The sequence below is a fragment of the Sabulibacter ruber genome (genome assembly GCF_017355955.1).
In the GTDB taxonomy this organism is placed as follows: domain Bacteria; phylum Bacteroidota; class Bacteroidia; order Cytophagales; family Hymenobacteraceae; genus Nibribacter; species Nibribacter ruber_A.
The window spans coordinates 22,680-45,642 of the sequence record NZ_JAFFID010000002.1 but is presented as its reverse complement, the minus strand read 5'-3'; the positions used below and the strand labels follow the sequence as shown (position 1 = coordinate 45,642).

Annotated in this window: 20 protein-coding genes; 17 read left to right on the top strand and 3 right to left on the bottom strand. The window is 49.5% G+C overall.

What is annotated here, in order from left to right; translation table 11 throughout:
- Positions 1-229 precede the first annotated feature (229 nt).
- The 7 genes from JT719_RS11580 (at position 230) to JT719_RS11550 (ending at position 9,547) form a co-directional block, all read left to right on the top strand.
- Entirely contained in the window at positions 230-1,480 is a 1,251-nt protein-coding gene (locus JT719_RS11580; RefSeq protein WP_207433428.1) for an efflux RND transporter periplasmic adaptor subunit, read from the top strand.
- A 12-nt stretch (positions 1,481-1,492) separates the two neighbouring features.
- The gene (locus JT719_RS11575; protein WP_207433426.1) at positions 1,493-2,977 is read left to right on the top strand and encodes a TolC family protein; all 1,485 of its coding nucleotides are present in this window, start codon (positions 1,493-1,495) and stop codon (positions 2,975-2,977) included.
- A gap of 376 nt (positions 2,978-3,353) precedes the next feature.
- Positions 3,354-4,046 carry an ABC transporter ATP-binding protein gene (locus tag JT719_RS11570; RefSeq protein WP_207433424.1) on the top strand — a complete coding sequence of 231 codons (693 nt, stop codon included), beginning with the start codon at positions 3,354-3,356 and terminating at the stop codon, positions 4,044-4,046.
- Between the two features lie 11 nt (positions 4,047-4,057).
- Positions 4,058-5,302, top strand: coding sequence for an ABC transporter permease (locus JT719_RS11565; protein ID WP_207433423.1), 1,245 nt, complete (start codon positions 4,058-4,060; stop codon positions 5,300-5,302).
- Entirely contained in the window at positions 5,299-6,480 is a 1,182-nt protein-coding gene (locus tag JT719_RS11560; RefSeq protein WP_207433422.1) for an ABC transporter permease, read from the top strand. The genes JT719_RS11565 and JT719_RS11560 overlap by 4 nt, the downstream gene beginning before the upstream one ends.
- Positions 6,481-6,882: 402 nt before the next feature.
- Positions 6,883-8,265: a sigma-54-dependent transcriptional regulator gene (locus JT719_RS11555; RefSeq protein ID WP_207433421.1), complete on the top strand. Its 1,383-nt coding sequence runs from the start codon at positions 6,883-6,885 to the stop codon at positions 8,263-8,265.
- Positions 8,249-9,547: a sensor histidine kinase gene (locus JT719_RS11550; protein WP_207433420.1), complete on the top strand. Its 1,299-nt coding sequence runs from the start codon at positions 8,249-8,251 to the stop codon at positions 9,545-9,547. The genes JT719_RS11555 and JT719_RS11550 overlap by 17 nt, the downstream gene beginning before the upstream one ends.
- 363 nt (positions 9,548-9,910) lie before the next feature.
- Here JT719_RS11550 and JT719_RS11545 read toward each other — a convergent pair whose 3' ends face one another.
- Together JT719_RS11545 and JT719_RS11540 are read right to left on the bottom strand one after the other, a co-directional pair.
- The gene (locus tag JT719_RS11545) at positions 9,911-11,461 is read right to left on the bottom strand and encodes a tetratricopeptide repeat protein (RefSeq protein ID WP_207433419.1); all 1,551 of its coding nucleotides are present in this window, start codon (positions 11,459-11,461) and stop codon (positions 9,911-9,913) included.
- 111 nt (positions 11,462-11,572) lie between these two features.
- On the bottom strand, positions 11,573-12,481 hold the full coding sequence (locus JT719_RS11540; protein WP_207433417.1) for a DUF72 domain-containing protein: 909 nt from the start codon (positions 12,479-12,481) through the stop codon (positions 11,573-11,575).
- 421 nt (positions 12,482-12,902) lie between these two features.
- Here JT719_RS11540 and JT719_RS25420 point away from each other — a divergent pair, with 421 nt between their 5' ends.
- On the top strand, positions 12,903-13,754 hold the full coding sequence (locus JT719_RS25420; protein WP_207433415.1) for a septal ring lytic transglycosylase RlpA family protein: 852 nt from the start codon (positions 12,903-12,905) through the stop codon (positions 13,752-13,754).
- A 239-nt stretch (positions 13,755-13,993) separates the two neighbouring features.
- A complete protein-coding gene (locus tag JT719_RS11530) occupies positions 13,994-14,911 on the top strand; it encodes a toxin-antitoxin system YwqK family antitoxin (RefSeq protein WP_207433413.1) in 918 nt (305 codons plus the stop codon).
- Between the two features lie 111 nt (positions 14,912-15,022).
- Here the strand turns inward: JT719_RS11530 and JT719_RS11525 are convergent, their stop codons facing one another.
- Positions 15,023-15,376 carry a YraN family protein gene (locus JT719_RS11525; protein WP_207433412.1) on the bottom strand — a complete coding sequence of 118 codons (354 nt, stop codon included), beginning with the start codon at positions 15,374-15,376 and terminating at the stop codon, positions 15,023-15,025.
- A 153-nt stretch (positions 15,377-15,529) separates the two neighbouring features.
- Between JT719_RS11525 and lipB the strand changes: the two genes are divergently transcribed.
- The 8 genes from lipB (at position 15,530) to porL (ending at position 22,945) form a co-directional block, all read left to right on the top strand.
- The gene (lipB, locus tag JT719_RS11520) at positions 15,530-16,264 is read left to right on the top strand and encodes a lipoyl(octanoyl) transferase LipB (RefSeq protein WP_207433411.1); all 735 of its coding nucleotides are present in this window, start codon (positions 15,530-15,532) and stop codon (positions 16,262-16,264) included.
- Positions 16,248-16,652, top strand: coding sequence for a hypothetical protein (locus JT719_RS11515; protein ID WP_207433410.1), 405 nt, complete (start codon positions 16,248-16,250; stop codon positions 16,650-16,652). The genes lipB and JT719_RS11515 overlap by 17 nt, the downstream gene beginning before the upstream one ends.
- Positions 16,653-16,722: 70 nt before the next feature.
- A complete protein-coding gene (locus tag JT719_RS11510) occupies positions 16,723-17,757 on the top strand; it encodes a glycosyltransferase family 4 protein (RefSeq protein WP_207433409.1) in 1,035 nt (344 codons plus the stop codon).
- 6 nt (positions 17,758-17,763) lie between these two features.
- Entirely contained in the window at positions 17,764-18,891 is a 1,128-nt protein-coding gene (locus JT719_RS11505) for a DUF4271 domain-containing protein (RefSeq protein ID WP_207433408.1), read from the top strand.
- Between the two features lie 64 nt (positions 18,892-18,955).
- The gene (locus JT719_RS11500) at positions 18,956-19,747 is read left to right on the top strand and encodes a uroporphyrinogen-III synthase (protein WP_207433407.1); all 792 of its coding nucleotides are present in this window, start codon (positions 18,956-18,958) and stop codon (positions 19,745-19,747) included.
- 128 nt (positions 19,748-19,875) lie between these two features.
- Positions 19,876-20,853, top strand: coding sequence for a PorP/SprF family type IX secretion system membrane protein (locus JT719_RS11495; protein WP_242693222.1), 978 nt, complete (start codon positions 19,876-19,878; stop codon positions 20,851-20,853).
- Positions 20,854-21,052: 199 nt separating this feature from the next.
- Positions 21,053-22,075: a T9SS ring complex lipoprotein PorK/GldK gene (gene porK, locus JT719_RS11490; protein ID WP_207433406.1), complete on the top strand. Its 1,023-nt coding sequence runs from the start codon at positions 21,053-21,055 to the stop codon at positions 22,073-22,075.
- A 72-nt stretch (positions 22,076-22,147) separates the two neighbouring features.
- On the top strand, positions 22,148-22,945 hold the full coding sequence (gene porL / locus JT719_RS11485; RefSeq protein ID WP_207433403.1) for a type IX secretion system motor protein PorL/GldL: 798 nt from the start codon (positions 22,148-22,150) through the stop codon (positions 22,943-22,945).
- The last annotated feature ends 18 nt before the right edge of the window (positions 22,946-22,963 follow it).

Below are 22,963 nucleotides of genomic sequence, written 5' to 3'. Positions count from 1 at the left end.
ACGAGTCTGGAGACTCGCGCCAGAATCTTTTTACTTTTTAATCCTGCCCATCCTATCAATCCTGAAAATCCTGCTTCTAAAAAGGGGTTAAAAACCTGACCACAACCGGAATCACTGTCCAGAACTGGACACTTTTGTTTTGAGTCCAATGAAATAAGTATCTGTAAATCAATAATATATAAGTTGGCACAACGCTTGGATAGCAGAGGCTATCAAACCTGTGTCAATCATGGATAGAGAAATACCCCAAGCCCTAGTACAGAAATCCAAGCGCCGCCGCTTCTGGCAGGTGGGTGCCCTGGTGGTGGCCGTGCTGTTGGGGGTGCTGGCGTTCCGGTCAGTGCTTCAAACCAGAGTAGCCAAATCTGAGCTGCGCGTGGCTACGGTAGAAGTAGGCGCCGTAGAAGCCTCCCTCACCGCTACCGGCGTGGTGGTACCCGAGAACGAAGAAGTTATTGCCAGTCCTATCCTGGCCAAGATTGAGCGCGTGCTGCACACCCCCGGCGACCGCGTATCGGCTAACGAGCCGCTGTTGCAGCTGGACAAGCAAACCTCCCAAACCGCCTTTGATAAACTCAGTGACGAGCGCCAGCTGAAACAGAACAAAACCGCCGAGCTAGAGAACACGCTGCAGAAGAATGTAAACCAACTGCGCTCCCGCTACGCGGTGCAGGAAGTGAAAGTGAAAAGCCTGCAAGCCGCCCTGGACGATGAAAAGTACCTGCTCTCCATTGGCGGCGGCACCCAGGAAAACGTGAAGAAAGCCGAGCTGGACCTGAAAGTGGCCACCCTGGAACTAACCCAACTGCAGCGCCAGATCCAGGACGAGCAGGCCACCGCCAAGATAGGTATGAAAGCCGTGGGCTTTGAACTGGAAATGCAGAGCCGCGACATAGGGCAACTGCAGCGCCAACTGGCCCAGGCCGATATCAAAGCGCCCCATTCTGGCGTGGTAACCTGGGTGAATGAGGAAGTAGGCGCCACCGTGAATGCCGGTGAGCCCGTGGCCCGCGTGGCCGACCTGAGCAGCTTCAAAATCAAAGCCACCATTCCAGACACCTACGCCGAGCAAGTGAAAGTAGGCGGCCCCGTAAAGGTGCGCATCAACGAGACCGATCTACGCGGCGAGATCGCCAACGTGCAGCCCAAAGTGGAAAACGGCATCATCACTTTTTACGTGCGGCTGCAGGAGAAAAACCACCAGGCGCTACGCTCCAACCTACGGGTAGAGGTGTTTGTCCTCACCGATTTCCGGCCGAACGTGTTGCGCGTGAAAAACGGTCCTTTCTTCACGGGCACCCCAGAGCAGGCGGTGTTTGTGATGCAGGGCGATAAAGCCGTCCGCCGGATGCTGCGCACTGGCGCCAACAACCTGGATTTTGTGGAACTGCAGGGTGACATCGCCGCCGGCGAAAAGGTCATCATCTCCAACACCAAGGAGTACGCGCACCTGAAAGAACTGCACCTCACCAATGATTAACGGCCTCCGATCATGAAAACCACTTTATTATATATAGTGTTCCTGAATATTCTGCTGGGAACGGTAGCGCAGGCCCAAACCCAGCCTTCATCTGCTCTGGAGCCCGCCCGCCGATTGACCTTACAGGAAACCATTGACCTGGCCCTCGGCTCCTCCATCGCCAGCAAGCAGGCGGCCACTAACAAAACCAGCAGCTATTGGGAGTACCGCACCTTTAGAGCAGATTATCGTCCGCACTTGACCTTGAGCGGTACCCTGCCCGATTTCTCCCGCAGCATCATCCCCGTGATTCAACCTGATGGCACCACTGATTTCCGGGCCGTTTCCATCAGCAACTCAGATTTGTCTTTGTCCCTGAGTCAATCAGTGGGGTTAACGGGCGGGCAGTTCTTTGTGTCTTCGCAGAGCCAGCGGTTCGATGACTTCAACCAGGGAATACGGCGCTACAATTCTTTTCCGGCCATCATCGGGTTCAGGCAGCCCATCTTTGGGTACAACCGACTGGCTTGGGACAAGAAGATTGAACCGCTGCGCTACCGCGAGTCTGAGCGCCAATTCATTGAAGACCGCGAGACCGTGGCCACCACGGCTACCCAGCGTTTCTTTGAGGTGCTGCTGCAGCAGGTGAACTACGAAATAGCCACCAAAAACGTGGAGAACAACCAGACGCTGTTTAAGGTAGCGGAGGAAAAACATCGGCTGGGCCGCTTGTCCAGAAACGAGCTGCTGCAATTGAAGCTGAGCCTCATGAACGCACAATTGGCCCAGGCACAGGCTGCCACTGAGTTGAAAACCGTAGCCATACAATTCTCAGCGTACGTGGGGTTGCTGCGCGGTGAGAAAGTAGCGGTGGAGGCTCCCAACGTGGTGCCGGCACTGCAGGTAGAAGAACAGGTTGCACTAGAACAAGCCCGCCTGAACCGGAAAGAGCGGTTCCAGTTTGAGCGCCGGGTGTTACAGGCCCAGCAACAAGTCGCAGAGGCCCGCGGCAAAGGCGGTTTCAACGCCGATCTGTACGCCACCTTTGGTTTGACCAAAAGCGCTAATAAGTTCGCCGAGAGTTATGCCCAACCTGAGAACCAGCAACAGGTAACGTTAGGCTTCAGTGTCCCTATTGTGGACTGGGGGCGGCAGAAAGCCAGCGTGAAAACCGCCGAGGCCAAGTTGCAACTCACTCAATACACCGTGGAGCAGGAGCAGACCAACTTTGAGCAGAACGTCTACACGCAGGTGAACCAGATTGAGCTCCTGAAAGAGCGCCTCAAGATCACCGCCTCGGCAGACTCCATCGCGCAGGAACGCTACGACATCACCAAAGCCACGTTCCTGGTGGGCCGCATCAGCATCACCGACCTCAACATCGCCTTGCAGGAAAAAGATCAGGCCCGTCGGGCCTACATCACCGCCCTTCAGGATTTCTGGGTTGCTTACTATAGACTTCGGGCGCTTACCTTATATGACTTTGAACGCGGCCAACCACTGCTCGCCGAGAAGTAGCAAGCTGTTTTAGGGCTCTTTTCAGGAAAACAGGCCCGAGACTCTCCCCTTGAGGGGAGATAAAGAGGGGTGTTTACAAAGGAGAAAACTCACTGTTTACTATGGCGCGGAAGTTACGTCCGTGACTTGTGAAATACTTACTTAAAAAGACACGGAAGTAACTTCCGCGCCATAGTTGAAAAATAAATCTAAATACAATTATCAGAAGAGTACATCATCCCCCTACCCCCTTCAAAGGGGGACGAAAAAGAACCAATAGTTTAGGACTTGTTTTCCGGAAAACAGGCGCTAAACAGAAAAGACAGACTACGCTTTCTGAAATAACACATTAGCACATTACCTCATCAGCACATTAACGCATTAGCACATTATAACTATGATACAGTTAATCGACATCGAAAAAGTCTACCGCACCAAGACCATTGAAACGGTAGCCCTCAATCGCGTGAACCTGCAGGTGGAGCGCGGTGAATTTGTCTCCATCATGGGGCCATCTGGTTGTGGGAAATCCACGCTGCTCAACATCATGGGCCTGCTGGATGAGCCCACCGCCGGGTACGTGGCCATTGACGGCCAGCCGGTGAAAACGCATTCAGACAGCAAGCTGGCCAAGCTGCGCAACGAGAAGATTGGGTTCGTGTTCCAGAGCTATCATCTCATTCATGACCTGAGTGTGGTGGATAACGTGGAACTGCCGCTGCTGTACCGCAACGTATCCGGTGGTGAGCGGCGGAAGCGAGCCTTGGAAGCTTTGGAGAAAGTAGGTCTGAGCGCCCGCACTAAACACTTCCCTAGCCAGCTTTCTGGTGGGCAGCGGCAACGGGTGGCCATTGCCCGGGCTTTGGCCGGAAATCCGGAGATTATCTTAGCCGATGAGCCTACCGGAAACCTGGACAGCGTGATGGGTGACGAGATCATGGATATTCTGCTGCGCCTGAACCAGGAAGAAGGCACCACCATTGTGATGGTGACGCACGACGAGAACATGGCCCTGAAAACCAACCGCCTCATCCGGTTCTTTGACGGGCAGCAAGTGGCAGATTCCAGAGTACTAGAAGCCCAGATTTAACCAGTACGGCCATGTTAAGAAATTATCTGAAAATTGCCTGGGCGGTGCTGCAACGCCGCAAGTTCTTCACCTTTATCAGCCTCTTCGGGATCAGTTTCACGTTGATGGTGCTCATGGTGGTGACCTCGCTCTACGACCATGCCTTCGGGCCGCAGATGCCGGAGCGGGAATCTGACAAGCTTCTTTTTGTGAACAACATGCGGGAGCAGTTCAAAGAAGGCTATACCAACAGCAGTCCGCCCAGCTACTATTTCCTGAACCGCTACGTGCGGCCGCTGAAAACCCCCGAGAACGTTTCCATCAACTCGGTCTTTATGCCGGTGAACAGCTACGTGAACAACAAGAAACTGACCCTGGACCAGAAACACACCGATGCCGCCTTCTGGGACATCTTGGATTTCAATTTCATAGAAGGCAGGCCGTTCAGTGCGCAGGAAGTAGCCAATGCCACTCGCGTGGCGGTCATCAACCAGAATACCCGCAAAAACTACTTCGGGGACAAAGAAGCGATAGGCCAGACTATTGAGGTAGACCAGGTGAAATACAAAGTAGTGGGCGTGGTGGAAGACGTACCGGTGCTGCGCCTGCATTCCTACGCCGATGTCTGGGTACCTATTACCCTCAAAAGCCAGGATTTCAAGCGCACCGATCTGAAAGGAACCTACTTTGCCACCATCAAGGCCAAGCAGGCCAGCGATGTGCCCAAGATCAAGGATGAGTTCGCTTCCATGATGCTGCAGGTGAACAAGAACAGCAAGCCGGAGGGAGTGCAGGAGGTGTTTTCTTTCGCCGATGACATCTTCGGGACCTTTGCCCGCAGCCTCATGGGCGGCGGAAAAACCGATAAATCAGCTATGCTGTATGGCATTCTTGCCTTTGCGGCCTTCCTGTTCATGCTGCTGCCCACCATCAACCTGGTGAACATCAACATCAGCCGCATCATGGAACGGTCTTCTGAAATTGGTGTACGCAAAGCATTTGGGGCTTCTTCCAAAACCATCATCGGGCAGTTCGTGGTGGAGAATATCTTCCTCACGCTGCTGGGCGGCATGTTGGGCTTCCTGATCTCAGCGGGTGTGTTGGAGATGATCAATGACAGCGGCATCATTGCTTACGCCTCTTTGGGGCTGAACCTGCGGGTATTTGCCTGGGGATTGCTACTCTGCCTTGTGTTCGGGTTGGTTTCCGGGGTGTACCCCGCTTTTAAAATGTCACGCTTAAACGCCGTTGAGGCACTGAAAGGAGGCTCCAAATGATACGCCATCTGTTTAAACTGATCTGGAATCAGAAGAAAAGCAATTTCCTCTTGATCACCGAAATCTTCTTTTCCTTCCTGGTGCTCTTTGCGGTACTCAGCTTCATCTTCTACAATTACCACAACTACACCAAACCGCTGGGCTTCAAGTATGACAACGTGTGGCAATTGTGGCTGAACCCCAATACTGATTCATCGGCGCATAACCTGGCCGTTCAGCAGCAGTTGATACAGCGGGTGCGCAGTTTCCCCGAGGTAGAATATGCCTCGCTCTCCAATTCCAACACTCCCTTTGCGTTTAGCATGATGCGCAATGGCCTGTCTTACGGCGGCAAGAAAGACGTGGAAACCAACGTCTTTGACGTGCAGGATGATTACAAGAATGTCTTAGGCATGGAAGTGAGCCAGGGGCGGTGGTTCGGGCCGCAGGACAATGGTGCTCTGCATGATCCCATCGTGATCAACAAAAAACTGCAGGAAGAGTTGTTTGGCGATGAACCAGCTCTTGGGAAACTGATCCGGATCAATGATTCTACCCAGTATGCCGTGATTGGGGTAGTAGACTATTACCGTTCTTACAGCGAGTTTGACCCCGAGGAAGCGGCGTATTTCCACCGCATCAACCTGGACAAAAACACAAACTCCATCTGGAACGGATTGGTCATCAAAGTAAAACCCGGCGCCGGCGTGGCCTTTGAGGAGAAAATGGTGCGGGAATTGTCGCGCATTGCCAAAGACTGGACCATTGAGGTGACCACCCAGGAGAAAATGCGCCAAAGCAAAGCCAAAGTGACCACGGTGCCGATGGTGGCTCTGGGCTTGGTGTGCGGGTTCCTGGTGTTCAACGTGGCCTTGGGCTTGTTTGGAGTGCTGTGGTACAACATCAACCGCCGCTACGCCGAGATTGGCCTGCGAAGAGCCATTGGGGCTTCGTCTAAGCAGATTCGGAACCAGTTTGTGGGCGAAGTGCTTGTGATTGCCACCTTCGGGTTGCTGCTGGGTTTGGTGCTGGCGGTGCAGTTCCCGCTGCTGCAAGTGTTTCAGCTTTCCGCCTCCATTTACTGGGAAAGCATTGGCGCTGCCGCCTTCCTGATCTTCCTGCTGGCCACTATTTGCGCGGTGTATCCTAGCTATCAAGCTTCCAAGATCTTCCCGGCTGTGGCCTTGCATGAGGAATAGGATTGCTTTAACATTCACAGCGCTTTGGGCCTGTTTTCTGGAAAACAGGCCCAAAGCGCTATGGGTATAACTGGCGCGAGTTTATAACTCGTGCCTTAGGATGAAGCGAGTCTCCAGACTCGCCGGGAATCATAAATAGGTAATGGTATTACAAATCACGGAAGTAAATCCGCGCCATAGTAAATCAGCCGTCCCAGTTTCGCTGCGGTACAGCGAGGGTAGTCAGGAGACTACCCAACATCTTTAGGCACGAGTCTGGAGACTCGCGCCAGTGAAATCTCAAACGGTAAAAGACCTCGTAGTGTGCGCAGCTCCTACGAGTGTCTCTGCCCAATCCATTTCTCGCTTTATTTTTCAAAAACAGCCTAAAAACACTACCTTCACTTACTGCTTCAAGAACCCATGATCCTGATTATTGACGATGACGTAGCCGTACGGGCTTCTTTAAGTTTGTTGCTCAAACAAGCCGGCTACGCTACGGCCCAGGCCGCCGGACCCGAGGAGGCGCTGCAAGTGGCGGCTAAACAAATGCCGCAACTGGCCCTCATGGACATGAACTTCTCCATGGAAACTACCGGTGAAGATGGCTTGCGTCTATTAAGTCAATTGAAGCAGCTGTACCCCGCCGTGCCGGTGATCTTGATTACGGGTTGGGGTTCCATTAACCTAGCGGTGGAAGGCCTCAAAGGCGGTGCCGCCGATTTCATAACCAAACCTTGGAACAACGAGGCGCTGCTGCAATCCATTAAAACGGCGCTGGAACTGGCCAAGCCTTCGGCCGAAGGCTCCAACGGCAAACTCACCCGCAAACAGCTGGAAGAGCAGTACGATTTCTCCATGATTGTGGGCGAAGACCCGGGACTGTTACAAGTGCTGCGCAACATCGGGCAGATCAGCGCTACGGATGCCTCTGTTTTGATTGAAGGTGACAGTGGGACGGGCAAGGAACTTATTGCCGAGGCTATCCACCGGAACAGCCACCGCAAGAAAGCGCCGTTTGTGAAGGTGAACCTGGGCGGCATCTCGGCGAGCTTGTTTGAGAGCGAGATGTTCGGGCACCGTCGTGGCGCGTTCACCGATGCCAAAACCGACCGCGTAGGCCGTTTTGAGATGGCGAACAAAGGCACCATTTTCCTGGACGAGATCGGGGAGCTGGACCTGAGCAGCCAGGTGAAACTCTTGCGCGTGTTGCAGGACCGCACCTATGAAGTCCTCGGCGACAGTCGTTCCAAGAATCTGGACATCCGCGTGATCTGTGCCACTAACCGCAACCTGCAGGAAATGGTAGCCGAGGGCAAGTTCCGCGAGGACTTGTATTACCGTATCAACCTGATTACGGTGAAATTGCCGGCTTTGCGCGAGCGTCCGCAGGACATTCCGCTGCTGGTGCAGCATTTCGTGAATAACCTCAAGCACACCTACCACAAACAGGCGCTGCAGGTAAGCAACAAAGCCCTGAAATGGCTACGCGAACAGCCGCTGCCGGGCAACATCCGGGAGTTGAAGAACTTGGTGGAGCGCACGGTGCTGGTGAGCGGCAAGAGCCTGCTGGATGTGGAAGATTTCCAAAATCAGTTACAGGCCAGTTCCAAAAAACTGGACGAGAAACTGCTGCCCTCCGTAGGCGCTATGACCCTAGATGAACTAGAGGCCGGTATGATTAAGAAATCTATGGCCTACTACAACAACAATGTGAGCAAAGTGGCCAAGGCCCTGGGCGTGAGTCGGGGTTCTTTGTACCGTCGTCTGGAGAAGTTCAACATTCCGTATGACGCTGCGGAATAAGTTTATTCTGGCGGCGGTCTTGTTGCACGTGGCGCTGGTGGTGCTGGCCTGGCAACTGTTGGACTACAACAAATGGCTGTTTGTGGCCGCCGAGGTGCTCATTGCCTCCAGCATTTTTCTCACCTCCAAGCTGTACACTTCTTTCGTGCGGCCGCTCAACCTCATCGCGGCGGGCATTGAATCCATCAAGGACCGTGATTTTTCCATCAAATTCATGGAAACAGGCCAGAAAGAGGTGGACCAACTCATCAGTGTGTACAATCAGATGATGGACGAACTGCGCCAGGAGCGGGTGGTGCAAACCGAGAAACATTTCCTGCTGGAACGCCTGATTGAGGCCTCTCCTTCCGGCATCATCCTGCTGGACACCCACGACCGCGTCGCCGGGCTGAACCCCGCTGCGGCATTGCTGCTGCAGACCTCTGGAAAAGACGTGGTGGGCAAACCACTGGGCGAGCTGCCGCGCCACTGGGGAAATTCTCTAAGCAAACTTCCCAAAGACGGATTGGTAATTATCCGGCCGAACGGCATCCAGACGTACCGCTGCCGCAAAATCCGCTTCCTGGACCGGGGCTATCACCGCTACTTCATCTTGGTGGAGGAACTCACGCAGGAGTTGCTGGAGAAAGAGCGCAATGCCTATGAAAAGCTGATCAGGATGATGTCGCACGAGATCAACAACTCCATTGGGGCGGTTAATTCTATCCTGAATTCCTTCTCCTATTTCGCGCCACAACTAAACGAAGACACCCGTCCTGACTTTGACGAAGCGCTACAGGTCTGCATTACCCGTAACCAGAACCTGGCGGGTTTTATGGCCAATTTCGCTAACGTGGTCCGTATTCCGCCGCCTACCAAGCACGAAACTGATCTGCACCAGTTGCTGCAAAGCATCCACCGGCTCATGCTACCCAGTTTTGAGCGAAAACAGGTCTGCTGGCAGTGGGATTTGGCCGAAGCCGTTACGCCTATCGCTATGGATATGCAACAGATGGAGCAGGTGCTCATCAACGTGGTGAAGAACGCGTTGGAAGCCACGGAGCCGGAGGGCTGGGTAAAAGTGCAGACCATCGCGTCACCGCCTCAATTGTTAATTCAGGATAACGGGCAAGCCATTTCCCCCGAGGTGCAGGAAAAGTTGTTCTCTCCCTTCTTCAGCACCAAAGCCAATGGGCAAGGCATCGGGCTCACCATGGTGCGGGAGATCCTATTGCACCACGGCTTCCGGTTTACCCTGCAAACCGGCGCTGATGGGATAACTACGTTTCATATTCAGTTTTAAGGATTGCCCTCAGTTCCTCCAGTACTTGCCATGGCGCGGAAGTTACTTCCGTGACTAAAGATCAAATGTCACGGAAGTAACTTCCGCGCCATAGTGTGATTTTTAGCCTGTTTCACAGAAAAGAAACCAAAAGCACCTGCTCAAAAGACCTCGTAGTGTACAGCGGACCTACGGGTGTCTGTGTCAATGACCGCTCGTGCCCAATCCTGAAAATCAGATCCATCCTGAGAATCCTGCTCAACAAATAAAGAGACCTCACAGGTTTTCAAAACCTGTGAGGTCTCAACGGCGGCTTCTATTTTAAGCTTGTTTTCAGGAGAACCGGCTCAAAACAGTAGTTTGTATTTTCTGAAGGAACTGCAGTTAAAGCTTCGTGAACTTATCGGCGTAGCCGCTTTGCTCAAAGAAGGCTTTAGGGTCTTTGATCTCTAAGATGTCTTTCACTGCCTGTTTCTTGTCCGTGGCCTTGTTGTAGTAGGCTTCGCAGATTTTGTAGCCCATGTAATAACCCAGGTCAGCGGGCCAGTCGGGGCGCTCCTGGCCGCCGTTGGCAATCCAGTTGTTGTAGCGGTTCAGGTACATCTCGGCTTTGAACTTCTCCCAGATCTCTTTTTCTCTGGGATTGGCGAAGTCATGGATGCGTTTGTTTGTGTTTACACCTGAGATCAACTCCCCAATAAAATCAGCCATGCCTTCGGTGAGGGCACTGGCCAGCAGCGTAGTGTCTGATTTGTTTGTCTGGATGAAGTGAATGAGCTCATGCGCAATCAGCGGCGGCACGTTGCGCACGTAATTGTAGTTGTTGCGCTCCCAGAGGTTCAGCTCATGCAGCGGCACATCGTTAGATTTTGAGAACTGGTCAATGCCAATCAGCAGTCCGTTGTCTGAGGCGGTGCCCGCCGAGTTGTAACGCCCGATCACAAAGTACACGTTGGGGAACGTAGAGGCCGGATATAGTTCCTTCATCTTATGGAAGCTCTTGTAGATATCGGCTTTCAGGCCGTCTACCTGCAGGGTGTTCTTCCGGATGGCCGGAAAGAAGGCCGTCTTGTTGTTGAGGTTGTTTAGGAACAGCTCTAGAGAACCGATTTTAAACTCAAAGTAGTCCTGTAACCCCACCGATGCTTTCCCGAAGTACTCCTTCTCAAACACCTCCTGCTGACGGGCCGGGTCTTTGGCGGCCAGGTCATAGGCTTTCCAGAAGTTGTGCACATCAGTGGTTACCAGCTGCACATTGTCTGGGTTGCCTAAGTGGGCTTGCTGTTTCTCCAGTTGCTTTTCCAGCTTCAGGTACCTTTTGTCCTTTTTTAGGATTTCCAGGTCAGAATCGCGCCGCATGTTAGACAGGTTCTTGTAACCGGCGGCTACGGCTTTCTCCAGGTTCTGCAGGGCTTGCTCTTTCTGGCCCATAAGAGCATAATCACAGGCAATGTTGTAGTAGGTATTTCGTACGTGGGCACCCTTCGGCTCAGCCGCCAACGCCTGTTGGTACAGGTTGATAGATTCTTGGTAATTCTTCTTATGGTACTGCTCAGTGGCTTTCTTGTTCAGTTCTGAATAGGCGGGCGGCGTGAAATAAGAAAACACCAGGCTAATGGTGTCTTTGCCGTTGGTGACTCTGAGCCGCTCCCGCAGGTTGTTCTGGTATTTCACCGCCAGGCTGTCTTGGCCGGTGTTCACGTGCATGAGGTTAGGCCGGTTGTTGGGGCTGATGCGTACCAGTTTCTCCCGGCCCGCTTCGCTTACCTTAAAGGTATGCTTGTACTTGGTCTCTTTTATAGTGAGTACTACGGTGTCTTTGGGGGCGTGCAGCAACGGTGCCTTGGTTTGGGCAAACACGGTGGCAGGGACAAGCAACCCTAGAAGAAGGCCGCTTTTGGTTAGCAGGTTCCTGAGGGGTAAGGTTGGTTTCATAGTAGATAGGGCTTAGTGGACTATTTCTGTCAGAGAGTCCCACAAAATGCGCATGGTTGCATCTCTCCTTCTTCTTTTTTCACGTGTAAGCCGAAGGCTCTGAGTGCCAGTTCAAAAAAGTTGCCCCTGGATGTATTGCTGCACCTTTGTGGGCCGCTGTAAAGCCAAACCGGTGCTTTTCTCCAGTTTATCCATCAGGTGCACCAAGGCGGGCGGGGCATCCATAATCTCTTTCTGATGCATAAAAAAGTAGACGGTGTGCAGCCCCTGTTCCAGCCACTGGTGCAACCGGTCGGCCCAGGCATCCAGGCGGGTGTAATCAGTAGGGTGCAGGGCGTGACCGTTGAACCGTACCATGGCTACGGGCGTGGTGAGGCGCATGTGCAGCACATCTCTTCTACCGGCTACATCGGTGATCACCGTAGTAATCTGCCGTTCCTCTAACGTCTGGAAGGCCCGTTGCGTCACGGCTGATTCTTTGAACCAGTTCTCGTGCCGAAACTCCACTGCTAAAGGTACTTCTGGCGGAAAGTTCATAAGGTACTGTTCCAGGATAGGCCAATCTTCAGGCCCAAAGAAAGGCGGCAACTGCAGAAAGGCCATGCCCAGGCTTTCACCTAACCCTAAAATGGCATCGCAGAAAAGCTTGGTGGGTTCCCCGGCATTCTGAAGGAGTTGATCATGGCTGATGACCTGGGGCAGCTTGGGACAAAACACGAACCCCGGAGGCACAGCCTGTTTCCATCTATGAATAGCGGTAGCATCAGGAATGCGGTAGTGCGTGGTGTTCATTTCCAGTGTGTTGAATTGCCGGGCGTACCAATAGAGTAGTTGGGCATCCTGGGCTCCGGCCGGATAGTACGTGCCTATCCAGGGTTTGTTGGTCCAGGTAGGGCAACCAAGATACAGGCTCGGGCGGGTAGGTCGCTGCGACCGAGCTAACACCTGGGCGGTAGCCGGGTGGTCTGGGGGCAGCGTGAAGTCTACTTTGCTGATGTCTGGCAAGCGTCCGAAATCCATGGTTTTAAATATTGAGTTTTCTATATATAACTGCTAAATTCGTAGGCAATTGCCTAAGTTTTTGAGGCTTCGGCTAAATTTTTCAGAAAAAATAGATTTTTATTTTTCGGTTTCTATTTTTCTAAGGATTTAGCTTGAAAGCGGGCGTATCATTTTAATTCAATTTAGGCAAGAAAAATCGCTTTTAATGCCTGTATTCGCAGAAAATTTACTCTGAGTTAGTGAGAAATATGGCATACCATGAATTGTAAAATAAGTTATATTATGGATTTGTGATTTTGGATATTAATTTAAAATTATATTACTTTAATAAGTTTGTTTAACTTGGAAACCATGTGCTCAACGGCAGGCGGCTTGATTTAAGGGATTTAACTCCTAATTTTGTCGCCTTGAAATTGATGTTCCACCAACAAAACCTAAAATGGGGAAACTGAAAATTTACAATGCGCTTACCGTTCTTTTCATTTTTTTCATCAGCTTTGCGCCAGCCGCCTTTGGGCAGGAAATAGGCGATAAGCAAAACGGTCTGGCCTCCTGGTATGGGGCCAAATATCATGGCCGGCCTACTACCAGCGGCGAGATTTACAATCGCCACAAGCTTACGGCCGCGCACAATCAACTTCCTTTAGGCAGTAAAGTCAAAGTCACTAATGTTGCTACCGGCGAGAGCGTGGTGGTGAGAATTAATGACCGTGGTCCTTTCAGAGGCGCCCGTATCATAGACCTTTCAGAAGCCGCTGCCCGCAAAATCCATTACCGCAATGATGGCTTAGCCGAAGTCACTGTAGAGGTGGTGGAGTTGCCAGAGGCTTTCCTGGCCAGCAGAGAAAAGGCAGAGACTCCTTCTGAGGAAAAAGAAGAGCTTTCTGCTGCTAAGACCGAGACCGCTGTTGCAGCGGTTACGCCAGCCACTCCGGTCTCGACTCCTATTACGTTGACCTCATCCCCGGCGGGAGCTAACCCAACAGATGCCAAAGCCATTCCGGCAGTGCCAACCTTGGCGCAGTCTCAGGTGTACGTGGTTCAGGCAGGTTCTTTCGGGAATGTTGCCAATGCTACGGCTCAGGTAGAGAAACTGAAGAAGCTCTACCAGAAAATGCCTATTGCGCTGGTTGAGGAGACGGTGAACGGGCAAAAAGTCCACCGCATATTGGCGGGGCGTTTTGTCTCTAAAACCGTGGCGGAGCAGGCGCGGCAGGATTTAGCAAAGAAAGGCTTTCAGGGATTGGTGCGGATGGCGGCTGAACCAGCACCGCTAGCTAGTTCTCTGTAGCGCTTCTGTTGTTCCTACCTTTCTGCCAGGTCTGCTGCAACGGGCCTGACTTTCGGGTTTCAAGCTTGTTTTCAGAAAAACAGGGTAAAAACAGGTTATTCTGAATTTTATTTAGCGTGATTTGTTATCTGCGGTAAACAACACTTGGTATGCTGTTCTTCGTACAGGTGCGGTATACAATTTACAGGTTGAAGAACGTTATAGGCAAAGTTCAGAAGGTGAAGTCCGTTATGGGAGAAATGAGAATTTGGGTAAAGGTGCTGTTCTTCAGTGCAGCATTCATCTGGGGCCTACATCAGGAGGCACAGGCTCAGATTATTGGCAAGGAGAAGAAAAAGCTGCTTTTCTGGCAGAAGAAAGATGCTCTTGTTGATGCGAGCCCCATAGACACCACCGTCCTGACTGACTCCCTGTCCAAGCCATCTTTGGCTACGGCTGCCACCGATAGTGCGCAGGCAGCCAAGGAAGACAAATCCAAAAAGGAAAAGAAAAAGGAGCCCAAGAAGAAGAAAACCTATTTTGGGTATCGGGTGAAAAAAGGATTTGCCCGCCAAGGCAAAGGAAACAACCAGGTTGTAGAGACCTTCTATTACCTGCGGGACTACAAAGACCCTAACCCGTACGTGCGTGACAAGCATTTCTTTGACGTTAAGAAACGTAGAATCTTCAGGGCGCCCACGCTTGATCCTTCCAAACGGCAGATATTGATTTTGCACGGCCCGTATACCAAAAAGCGGGGCGATGTTATCATAGAGCAGGGCTACTTTTATGTAGGCGCCAAACACCTCCGGTGGGAGACCTTCAGACCAGACAGCACGCTCACCCAGAAAGTTCACTATGAAAAAGGCTTCCTGCGCGATGCCGTAATCACTTACTATGATGCGGCTAAGACCAAGATAAAAGAAGTTATTCCTTATCAGTACGGCCAGGTGCAGGGCGAATACTACAAGTTCTACGAGAACGGCCAATTAGAATGGCAAGGAACCTATGACAAAGGCCGTAAGGTTGGTACCTGGATCAACTTCTATGATTTCAGGGGCCGCCGCCAGTTTGAGTTTCAGTACGCTGAGTCCGGCTTTGATCCTCCTATTGAGCCAACCCTGGTGAAACAATATGACCGGCACGGCACCTTGGTATTTGAGAAAAAGGATAAATAAACTCCTTATAAGTAGATGAACCCCGTTTCAGGGCTGATTTCAGGAAATCAGCCCTGAAACGGGGTTCCGCTTTTTGTAACCAGTTGAAAGAAGATAGGCCTTGCGCCTGGCTCAGTGGAAAGCATCTTCAATGTGCATAATCTCAGGTTGGCCGCTGCGCCACAAAATGGAAATCACATCAAACCTGACATCGTGCTGCCATTGCCGCTGCTCTATATAATAGTCTGCCGCCAACTGCAGCATTGCTTCTTTTCTGGTAGAAACAGCTTCTTCCGGGAAACCAAAGGCGTTGGTGCTTCTAGTTTTTACTTCTACCAGCACCAGTACCTTGTCTTTTGTAACGATCAGGTCAACTTCGGCACGTTTATAGCGGTAATTTTTCTCTAATACCAGGTAGCCATTCTGCGCCAGATACGCTTCTGCGGCCTGTTCGCCCAATTGGCCTAAGTGAGTATTATGCGCCATTTTTGGTAGGTGCTGGTTAAATGAGTAATTTGCACTGTTTTATCTTTGCAACGCATTCTATACGTGAAGCATAGATGGAATGGGTAATGAAAGAGGAAGCTGTGCTGAAAGGTGGGAATATGATTAATAATAGAAGAAGGAAGCTACAGGGCCATGAAACAGAATAGAGAAATCGTTTTTGAGAAATTGGGCCTGATGGATTATCAGCAGGCCTGGGATTACCAGGAGCAGCTCCTGAAGGAGATTGTGGACCTAAAATCGCAGAACAGGTCCCTGCCTGAAGAGGAGCGACTTTCTACGCCCAACTATCTTTTGCTTTGCCAGCATCCGCACGTGTACACCTTAGGCAAAAGTGGCCATGAAGCGCATTTGCTTCTAGATGAGAAAGGGCTGGCGGAGAAGCATGCTTCTTTTTATAAGATCAACAGAGGCGGGGATATTACGTATCATGGTCCCGGCCAGTTGGTAGCCTACCCTATTCTGGATTTGGAAAATTTCTTTACCGATATCCACCAGTACTTACGGCTTTTAGAAGAAGCGGTCATTCAGACGCTGGCCGAATACGATCTGAAAGCCGGTAGAATAGTAGGACTAACCGGAGTTTGGCTGGACTTTGAGGAGCAGCGCAACCCCAGAAAGATTTGTGCCATGGGCGTGAAGTGCAGCCGGTGGGTAACCATGCACGGGTTGGCGTTAAACGTGAATACAGATCTTGCGTACTTCGGCAATATTGTGCCGTGTGGCATCTCAGATAAGGCGGTAACCTCTCTGGAGAAAGAGATAGGCAGAGTAGTGCCACTGGCTGAAGTGGAGGAAAAGCTGCTGCGCCATTTTGAACAATTATTTGAAGCTAAGATGTTGATGCATCACTATGAAGAAAGACATTGATTTTCACCAGGTAGAGGGAGTGTCCGTTGCTATTGTGAGAGACCTGGATGCTCTGGGGCAAGAGGAGTGGAATGTGTACTTCATCAACAACAATGATATTTACTTAGACAACGTGCTGATCTCCTCCAAAGGGTATGGCGAGCATGAGGGTCAAGAGGTAAAAACCTCCGTGTTGCGCCATATGTATGAGCAGGTTGGTCCTAAAAGTGCCGTACAGATAGAACCCATTGACCCCGCTTTGTTCAACATCACGAATGAATACTGGGTAAGCTATTACATTGGCCGAAATATCCATGACAAACGGTTCTTATTTGTGCCGGGTAGCGTGGTTGAAGAGAATATTATTCACATCTCAATCCTGGAAAAAGAAGGGGTTTTGCATTCCTAAGGGGCATTCCGGAGTTCCGGAACTGCCACTGGCATAGACTACCTGTGATACAATCAAACCAAGACATGGCATGAAATTTTTTACATACCTACTTTCCTTTAGCTGGTCTTTTTTCATTACGCTTTTTGCCATTCCCTCTATTGTGTATGTGGCACACCTGAAGAATATTCTGGATCAGCCCAATAAACGGACGGTGCACGTCTCGCTTACGCCCCGGTTGGGTGGCTTGGGTGTTTTTGCCGGGTTCATGTCAGCGCTTACCATTTTTGGAGATTTGTCTAATGGCGTGCAGCAGGTGCTGGCAGGATGTATCATTCTCTTCTTCGGAGGCTTGAAAGATGACCTGGTTACTATTTCCGCTTTCAAGAAGTTCTTCATGCAGGTGTTGGCAACGGGTGTGGTAATGTTTATTGCTGACATCAGAGTCACTAGTTTTCAGGGTATTTTTGGAATTCATGAACTACCCGATGGCTTAAGCTATGGATTCACCTTTTTCACCATAGTGGGGATTACCAATGCTATTAACCTGATAGACGGTCTGGACGGTTTGGCGGGTACCATTGTCACCATTGTGGTATCTACTTTCGGGTTCTTTTTCTGGTATTCGCACCTGGACCAGTATTCAAACTACGCGGGAGTGGCCGTTTGCTTAATTGGCGGGTTGCTGGGTTTCCTGAGATATAACTTCTACAAGGCCCGAATCTTTATGGGGGATACCGGCTCTCTGCTGTGTGGCTTTGTGGTTTCCATAATGGCTATTCAATTCATAGAGATGCGGTTTGTGCCTTCTTCGCCGGTGGTAGCGTTGGGGGTGTTGTTTGTGCCGTTGTTTGATACCATCAGAGTTTCTCTTATCAGGGTTTTAAACGGGGTGTCTCCTTTTGCGCCGGACAAGAACCATATCCACCACCGTATTCTGGCCATGGGATTCAGCCAGGTGTCTACGGTTGCTATTTTAGGACTGCTGAACCTGTTAGTGATTCTGTTTGTCTTCAACTTCTCTCATTGGGGTAACCTCAATCTGTTGCTTTGCCTTATAGGGTTCTCCGTAGTGCTCAGTGCGGTATTGGGGCAGTACTCACCTAAACCTACTATTAGTAGATAAAAGTTAATGCGTTTTTGGTGGGTAGTAATAGGTTTGTGGTTTTGGTGCGGACTTGCTTTAGGGCAGTCGGTACCATTAAAACCATTGCTATCCTCAGATTGGATGATTTATCAGGCGCACCGGAACCAGTTGGTGCCGTACTTGCCTGAATTCCATGATGAGCACCAGGCGCTTTATCAATGGGTAACTCTAGACAAATTCACAAACCCCAAGATTGAATTTGCTGCCCGGAAAGAACTTTGCGTGTTTTTGGATAATCAGCTCATTTTCGTGGCAGATTCCACAGCGCGTTACACCTTGGATCTATCAGAGTTCCTGACACCTGGTAAGAAGTATCTCCTGTCTGTCTGGCACCCAGATCAGCAGCCTAATTATCCTTCTTTCAAAGTGCCCCAAGAGCCTTTGGCTTCCCTTAGCGCAAAGCCTAACCTCAAGTATCGGCCTCTTCCAAAGCAACCTGATATGCACAGAAGTGCTTTGATCTTTTTCATGGTGGTAGTTGGTCTGATTTATGGCGCACTTAGGATGACATTCTATTCAGACTTTGCCAGTATCTTCAGGTGGAGCAATTTCACCAAGCTTTCTACCCTGGAGGAGGGCTTGCTGGCCAAGCCCATTGGGAACTGGTCTAGTATCTTATTTGTGCTGGCATTTGCCATGTCGTTCGCGCTGTTGATTGTAGCCATCCATACTAACCTGGAAGACCTGGCTTTGTTGAATCAATTGTTCACGGCTACCCAGGCAGATCTTATCTCAAAGATTTTGCTTTATTCCTTGATTATCTTTCTGTTCGTGATCTTTAAATACCTCTTTCTGCGCTTAATGGGATTCATCTTTGGGGTAGGAGAAATGGTGTTGCCTCAGTACCGGGAGTTTCTGCGAACACTGCTTGGAATGGGGATTTTCCTTCCCTTTATATTGCTCCTGTATCTTGGGTTATGGTCCTCTATACCTGACGTAATTTACTGGATTGCCAACCTTGTAATTACGACGCTTTTGGTGTTTACCATGTTAAGGACTTTTCATACAGTTAGTAAAAAATATTCCCTTAAAAATCTACATTTATTTTCCTACCTTTGCGCCACAGAAGTTATTCCCCTGATGATATTGCTTAAGCTCATTGTTTTTGTATAGCTTTGTTGCAGGCAGGAAAACAAACATATCCTAGATTACAGTTGCTAAAAACTACCTTCTAAACATGGCTGACGGTAAAGAATTGTTGGGTGCGGATAGACATTCAAAGAAAATCTCTAGTATTCTAGTCACGCAGCCAAAGCCCGCTAACGATAACTCTCCGTACCTGAGCATTGCTGAAAAATACGGGATTAAAGTAGATTTTAGGGCTTTTATTGAAATTGAGCCCGTTTCTTACAAAGAGTTCCGCAAGGATAAGGTCAATATTCTGGATCATACGGCCGTTATCTTCACAAGCCGTAATGCGGTTGACCACTTCTTTAGAATCTGCGCCGAAGGTAAGATAGAGGTGCCTGCTGAGATGAAATATTTCTGTATCTCTGATCAGACAGCGTACTATCTGCAAAAGTACATCGTTCTAAGAAAGCGGAAATTGTTTATCGGGGGTAAGACAGCTTCTGATCTTTTTGATGTGTTGAAGAAGCACAAGAATGAAAAATTCTTGTACCCATGCTCTAACATCAGGAAGGAAGATATCCCGGAATTTATGCGGGCTAATAACTTCAATTTCACAGAAGCGACCATGTATAAAACCGTGGCATCAGACTTGTCTGATTTGGCAGAGGTGAAATATGACTGCATTGCTTTCTTTAGCCCATCAGGAGTGCACTCTTTGTTTGTGAACTTTCCTGATTTTAAGCAGAACAATACCCGGATTGCCGCTTTTGGTCCTACAACAGCCCAGGCTGTGCGTGATGCTGGTTTAGAGCTGGATATTGAAGCTCCAATGCCTAATGCTCCTTCCATGACGGGCGCTATTGAGGTTTATATCCAACAACATTCCGGGAAAAAGTAAAAGAGCTGTTACTTTTCTTTTATTTGTGCGTAGCATGGCTAGGGCTCGTAATTGGGGTTGACTTTTGGAGGTTAATAGACAATTCACTAGCTTTTGCCAAATAGCTCTTGTCTAAGCAAGGGTGTTATATGCTGATAAAGATGCACAGATTTAGCCGCCTGGTATTCCTAGTAGTGTTTCTATTCCCCCTGTTGGTAGAAGCGCAGCAATTGCCTCAGTTCAGTCATTATGGTTTTAATGGCCAATTTATTAGTCCGGGTTACGCGGGCGTGAAAGGACAGACTGAACTTAATGTGCTCTATAGGTACCAATGGCTGGGGTATGACGGCACTTTTGATACAGGCGGTTCTCCCAGAACAGCCTTGTTCAGTGTCTCTGCTCCTATCTCTGCCCTTAAAAGTGGAATAGGGTTGGTGGTGATGAAAGATGAGATTGGGGCAGTGGATGTTTTCTATACTCAGTTAGCATATTCTTATCACCTCAATTTAGGAGGCGGCACTTTGGGCATAGGCGTGCAAGGTGGGTTTACTAACATGAGCAAGGGAGGATACCGTGCCAATGACATAGGTGACACCCGGGTACCCTTTAACAGTTCTGACCGCAAATTTGATATGGGAGCCGGATTGTGGTTCCAGCATGAGAATTGGTATGCTGGCGCTGGCATTACAAACCTGCTTGGTTCTGTTTACGAGTTTGAAAATGAGGATCGTACTGGTGCTATGGGAACTGTTACTGGTGAAAAACACCTTATGGTGACAGGTGGCTATGAGCTGGAACTTTCTGATATGATAGACGTAACTCCAACGGTATTGCTTAAACAAGACATCAACGCCGGAGTGACTTCGTTAGAAACCGGAGCAAGGGCAACCTTTAATGATAAGTTCTGGGGTGGGGTTGGGTACAGGTTTGGAGAAGCCATTACTGGATTATTAGGTGTTTATCTTTTAAAGGATAATGCATTGAGCTTTGGATACGCATTTGATTATACCGCCGTAGGCACAGATGCTAAAAGCGCTACTTCGCATGAGGTAATGCTTGGCTACAGGCTTCCAAAGCCTAGAAATAATACAAAACCCCCAATTAGGACCCCACGCTATTTCTTTTAACTACTCACTTTTCAGTAAAATGCATACTGCTAATGATGAGGGAATTATTTATTAGATAAAATAATATTTTCTTTGCGTCGTTAGCGTATTGTACTTCAAGAAAAAACACTAGTTTTGTTTTTTAATATAGGGATTTATATTTGCTATCTTCAAAATCATACAAGCTAAGCGGGAACGCTATTTTTTCAAGTCCAAGAATATGATTAAGTTTTTACAGTTTTCTGCCATTGCTTTAAGCGTAGTCTTAATGGCAGGTTGTGGTATGGGGAGAGACTCACAGGGTGATGTGATCGGGGCAGAAGACCGCCCAGAATTTAATCCACAGGAGGTTCCTTACGGAATGGTGGCTTGCCCAGGTGGTACTTTTCATATGGGACAAACTGATCAGGATATTGCCGCCAGTATGTCTAATATGAACAAGCAGGTAACCATTGGCGGTTTCTACATGGATGAGACAGAAATCACAAATAATGAGTACCGTCAGTTCATGGACGCTATCCGTCAGGATTCACTGGATGTTCTTGGAGAAGAGTTTGTCATGACTCAATTGTATCCAGACACAACCGTATGGGTGAAAGACTTCACCTACCATATGGGTGACCCATTGATGGAGTATTACTATTCACACCCGGCCTTTGATGACTATCCGGTGGTAGGGGTAGACTGGTTTGCCGCTAAATACTTCAACAGCTGGAGAACCAAGCACAAAAACAACTACAACGTAGAAAGCGGTATGGCGCCAATGCCAAGCTTCCGTCTGCCGTCTGAGGCTGAGTGGGAGTATGCAGCTCGTGGTGGCCGTGACTTAGCTACCTATCCTTGGGGTGGTCCTTACCTGCGTAACGCCAAAGGTTGTATGCTGGCTAACTTCAAACCTGGCCGCGGCGATTACTACAGCGATGGCTTTACATATACTGCGCCAGTAGGACAATATTATCCGAACGATTTTGGTTTATATGATATGTCAGGTAACGTAGCTGAGTGGTGCGAAGATGCTTATTCTGAGGCTACTGTGCCAATTGTTTGGGATTTGAACCCAACTTACTATGATGACAACGAACCACGTAAAATTGTGCGTGGAGGTTCTTGGAAAGATATAGCTCATTTCCTGGAGACAGGTGTTCGTAACTTTGAATACCAGGATTCTGCGCGTTCTTACATCGGTTTCCGGAGCGCAATGATCTATATCGGACGTTCTTCAGACTTTGATCTGGGTAGATAGGCTCCCGCCCCAAATTTTTATAAGTAAATTAATTCTGAACCAATAACTCTTACAATCTAAATCAGTCTAACAATGAGCAAAGCAAAAGGCAACTTTCTTTGGGATGTTTTGATGCCCAAAATTTATGGTATTGGTGCCGCAGTAGTAATTCTTGGAGCGTTATTCAAAATCTTGCACATAGGACCAGCCGACATCATGCTGATGGTAGGTCTAGGTACTGAGGCTTTCATATTCTTCCTGAGTGCGTTCCAGCCACAGGCTCATGAGCCAGAGTGGGAGCGTGTTTACCCACAATTGCGTGATGATTATGATGGTCCGCTTCCAACGGTAGCTGCTGCTGCTCCAGCTGGTCCGTCTATCACTGGTGACTTGGATAAAATGCTGCGTGATGCTAATGTAACTCCTGCTACAATCAGTTCTTTAGGCCAAGGCCTGACAAGATTATCTGAGACAACTGCCCAGATCTCAGATTTGACAGATGCTACTGTTGCTACTAAAGAGTATGCGACCCGTGTAAGAACAGCTACTGGCTCTTTGGATAAAATCAACGAGGCTTATGGTGCTACTCTGCAAGCTGTAACTCAAATGGCTAATGCTACAGCAGATACCCAGGCTTACAATGCTCAGGTACAGCAAGTGACCAAAAACCTGGGTGCTTTGAACGCTGTGTATGAAATGGAGCTTCAGGATGCCAACAACCACCTGAAATCTATTAACAAGTTCTACGGTAGCATCACTAATGCTATGGAGAACCTGACCCAGGCTAGCCGTGAAACTGAGCAGTTCAAAGAAGAGGTTACTAACCTGACCAAGAACTTGCATTCATTGAATAACGTGTATGGCAACATGTTAAATGCCATGAGAGGGTAATCTCTGCCATTCCTATTT

Bases quoted from the DNA above. Each gene is read 5' to 3' on its own strand.
- JT719_RS11570 (WP_207433424.1), top strand. From the start codon at position 3,354: ATGATACAGTTAATCGACATCGAAAAAGTCTACCGCACCAAGACCATT.
- JT719_RS11580 (WP_207433428.1), top strand. From the start codon at position 230: ATGGATAGAGAAATACCCCAAGCCCTAGTACAGAAATCCAAGCGCCGC.
- JT719_RS11515 (WP_207433410.1), top strand. From the start codon at position 16,248: ATGAAGAAAGACATTGATTTTCACCAGGTAGAGGGAGTGTCCGTTGCT.
- JT719_RS11525 (WP_207433412.1), bottom strand. From the start codon at position 15,376: ATGGCGCATAATACTCACTTAGGCCAATTGGGCGAACAGGCCGCAGAA.
- JT719_RS11530 (WP_207433413.1), top strand. From the start codon at position 13,994: ATGAGAATTTGGGTAAAGGTGCTGTTCTTCAGTGCAGCATTCATCTGG.
- JT719_RS11555 (WP_207433421.1), top strand. From the start codon at position 6,883: ATGATCCTGATTATTGACGATGACGTAGCCGTACGGGCTTCTTTAAGT.
- JT719_RS11565 (WP_207433423.1), top strand. From the start codon at position 4,058: ATGTTAAGAAATTATCTGAAAATTGCCTGGGCGGTGCTGCAACGCCGC.
- lipB (WP_207433411.1), top strand. From the start codon at position 15,530: ATGAAACAGAATAGAGAAATCGTTTTTGAGAAATTGGGCCTGATGGAT.
- JT719_RS11505 (WP_207433408.1), top strand. From the start codon at position 17,764: ATGCGTTTTTGGTGGGTAGTAATAGGTTTGTGGTTTTGGTGCGGACTT.
- JT719_RS11575 (WP_207433426.1), top strand. From the start codon at position 1,493: ATGAAAACCACTTTATTATATATAGTGTTCCTGAATATTCTGCTGGGA.
- JT719_RS11540 (WP_207433417.1), bottom strand. From the start codon at position 12,481: ATGGATTTCGGACGCTTGCCAGACATCAGCAAAGTAGACTTCACGCTG.
- JT719_RS11510 (WP_207433409.1), top strand. From the start codon at position 16,723: ATGAAATTTTTTACATACCTACTTTCCTTTAGCTGGTCTTTTTTCATT.
- JT719_RS11545 (WP_207433419.1), bottom strand. From the start codon at position 11,461: ATGAAACCAACCTTACCCCTCAGGAACCTGCTAACCAAAAGCGGCCTT.
- JT719_RS11495 (WP_242693222.1), top strand. From the start codon at position 19,876: ATGCTGATAAAGATGCACAGATTTAGCCGCCTGGTATTCCTAGTAGTG.
- JT719_RS11560 (WP_207433422.1), top strand. From the start codon at position 5,299: ATGATACGCCATCTGTTTAAACTGATCTGGAATCAGAAGAAAAGCAAT.
- JT719_RS25420 (WP_207433415.1), top strand. From the start codon at position 12,903: ATGGGGAAACTGAAAATTTACAATGCGCTTACCGTTCTTTTCATTTTT.
- JT719_RS11500 (WP_207433407.1), top strand. From the start codon at position 18,956: ATGGCTGACGGTAAAGAATTGTTGGGTGCGGATAGACATTCAAAGAAA.
- porK (WP_207433406.1), top strand. From the start codon at position 21,053: ATGATTAAGTTTTTACAGTTTTCTGCCATTGCTTTAAGCGTAGTCTTA.
- JT719_RS11550 (WP_207433420.1), top strand. From the start codon at position 8,249: ATGACGCTGCGGAATAAGTTTATTCTGGCGGCGGTCTTGTTGCACGTG.
- porL (WP_207433403.1), top strand. From the start codon at position 22,148: ATGAGCAAAGCAAAAGGCAACTTTCTTTGGGATGTTTTGATGCCCAAA.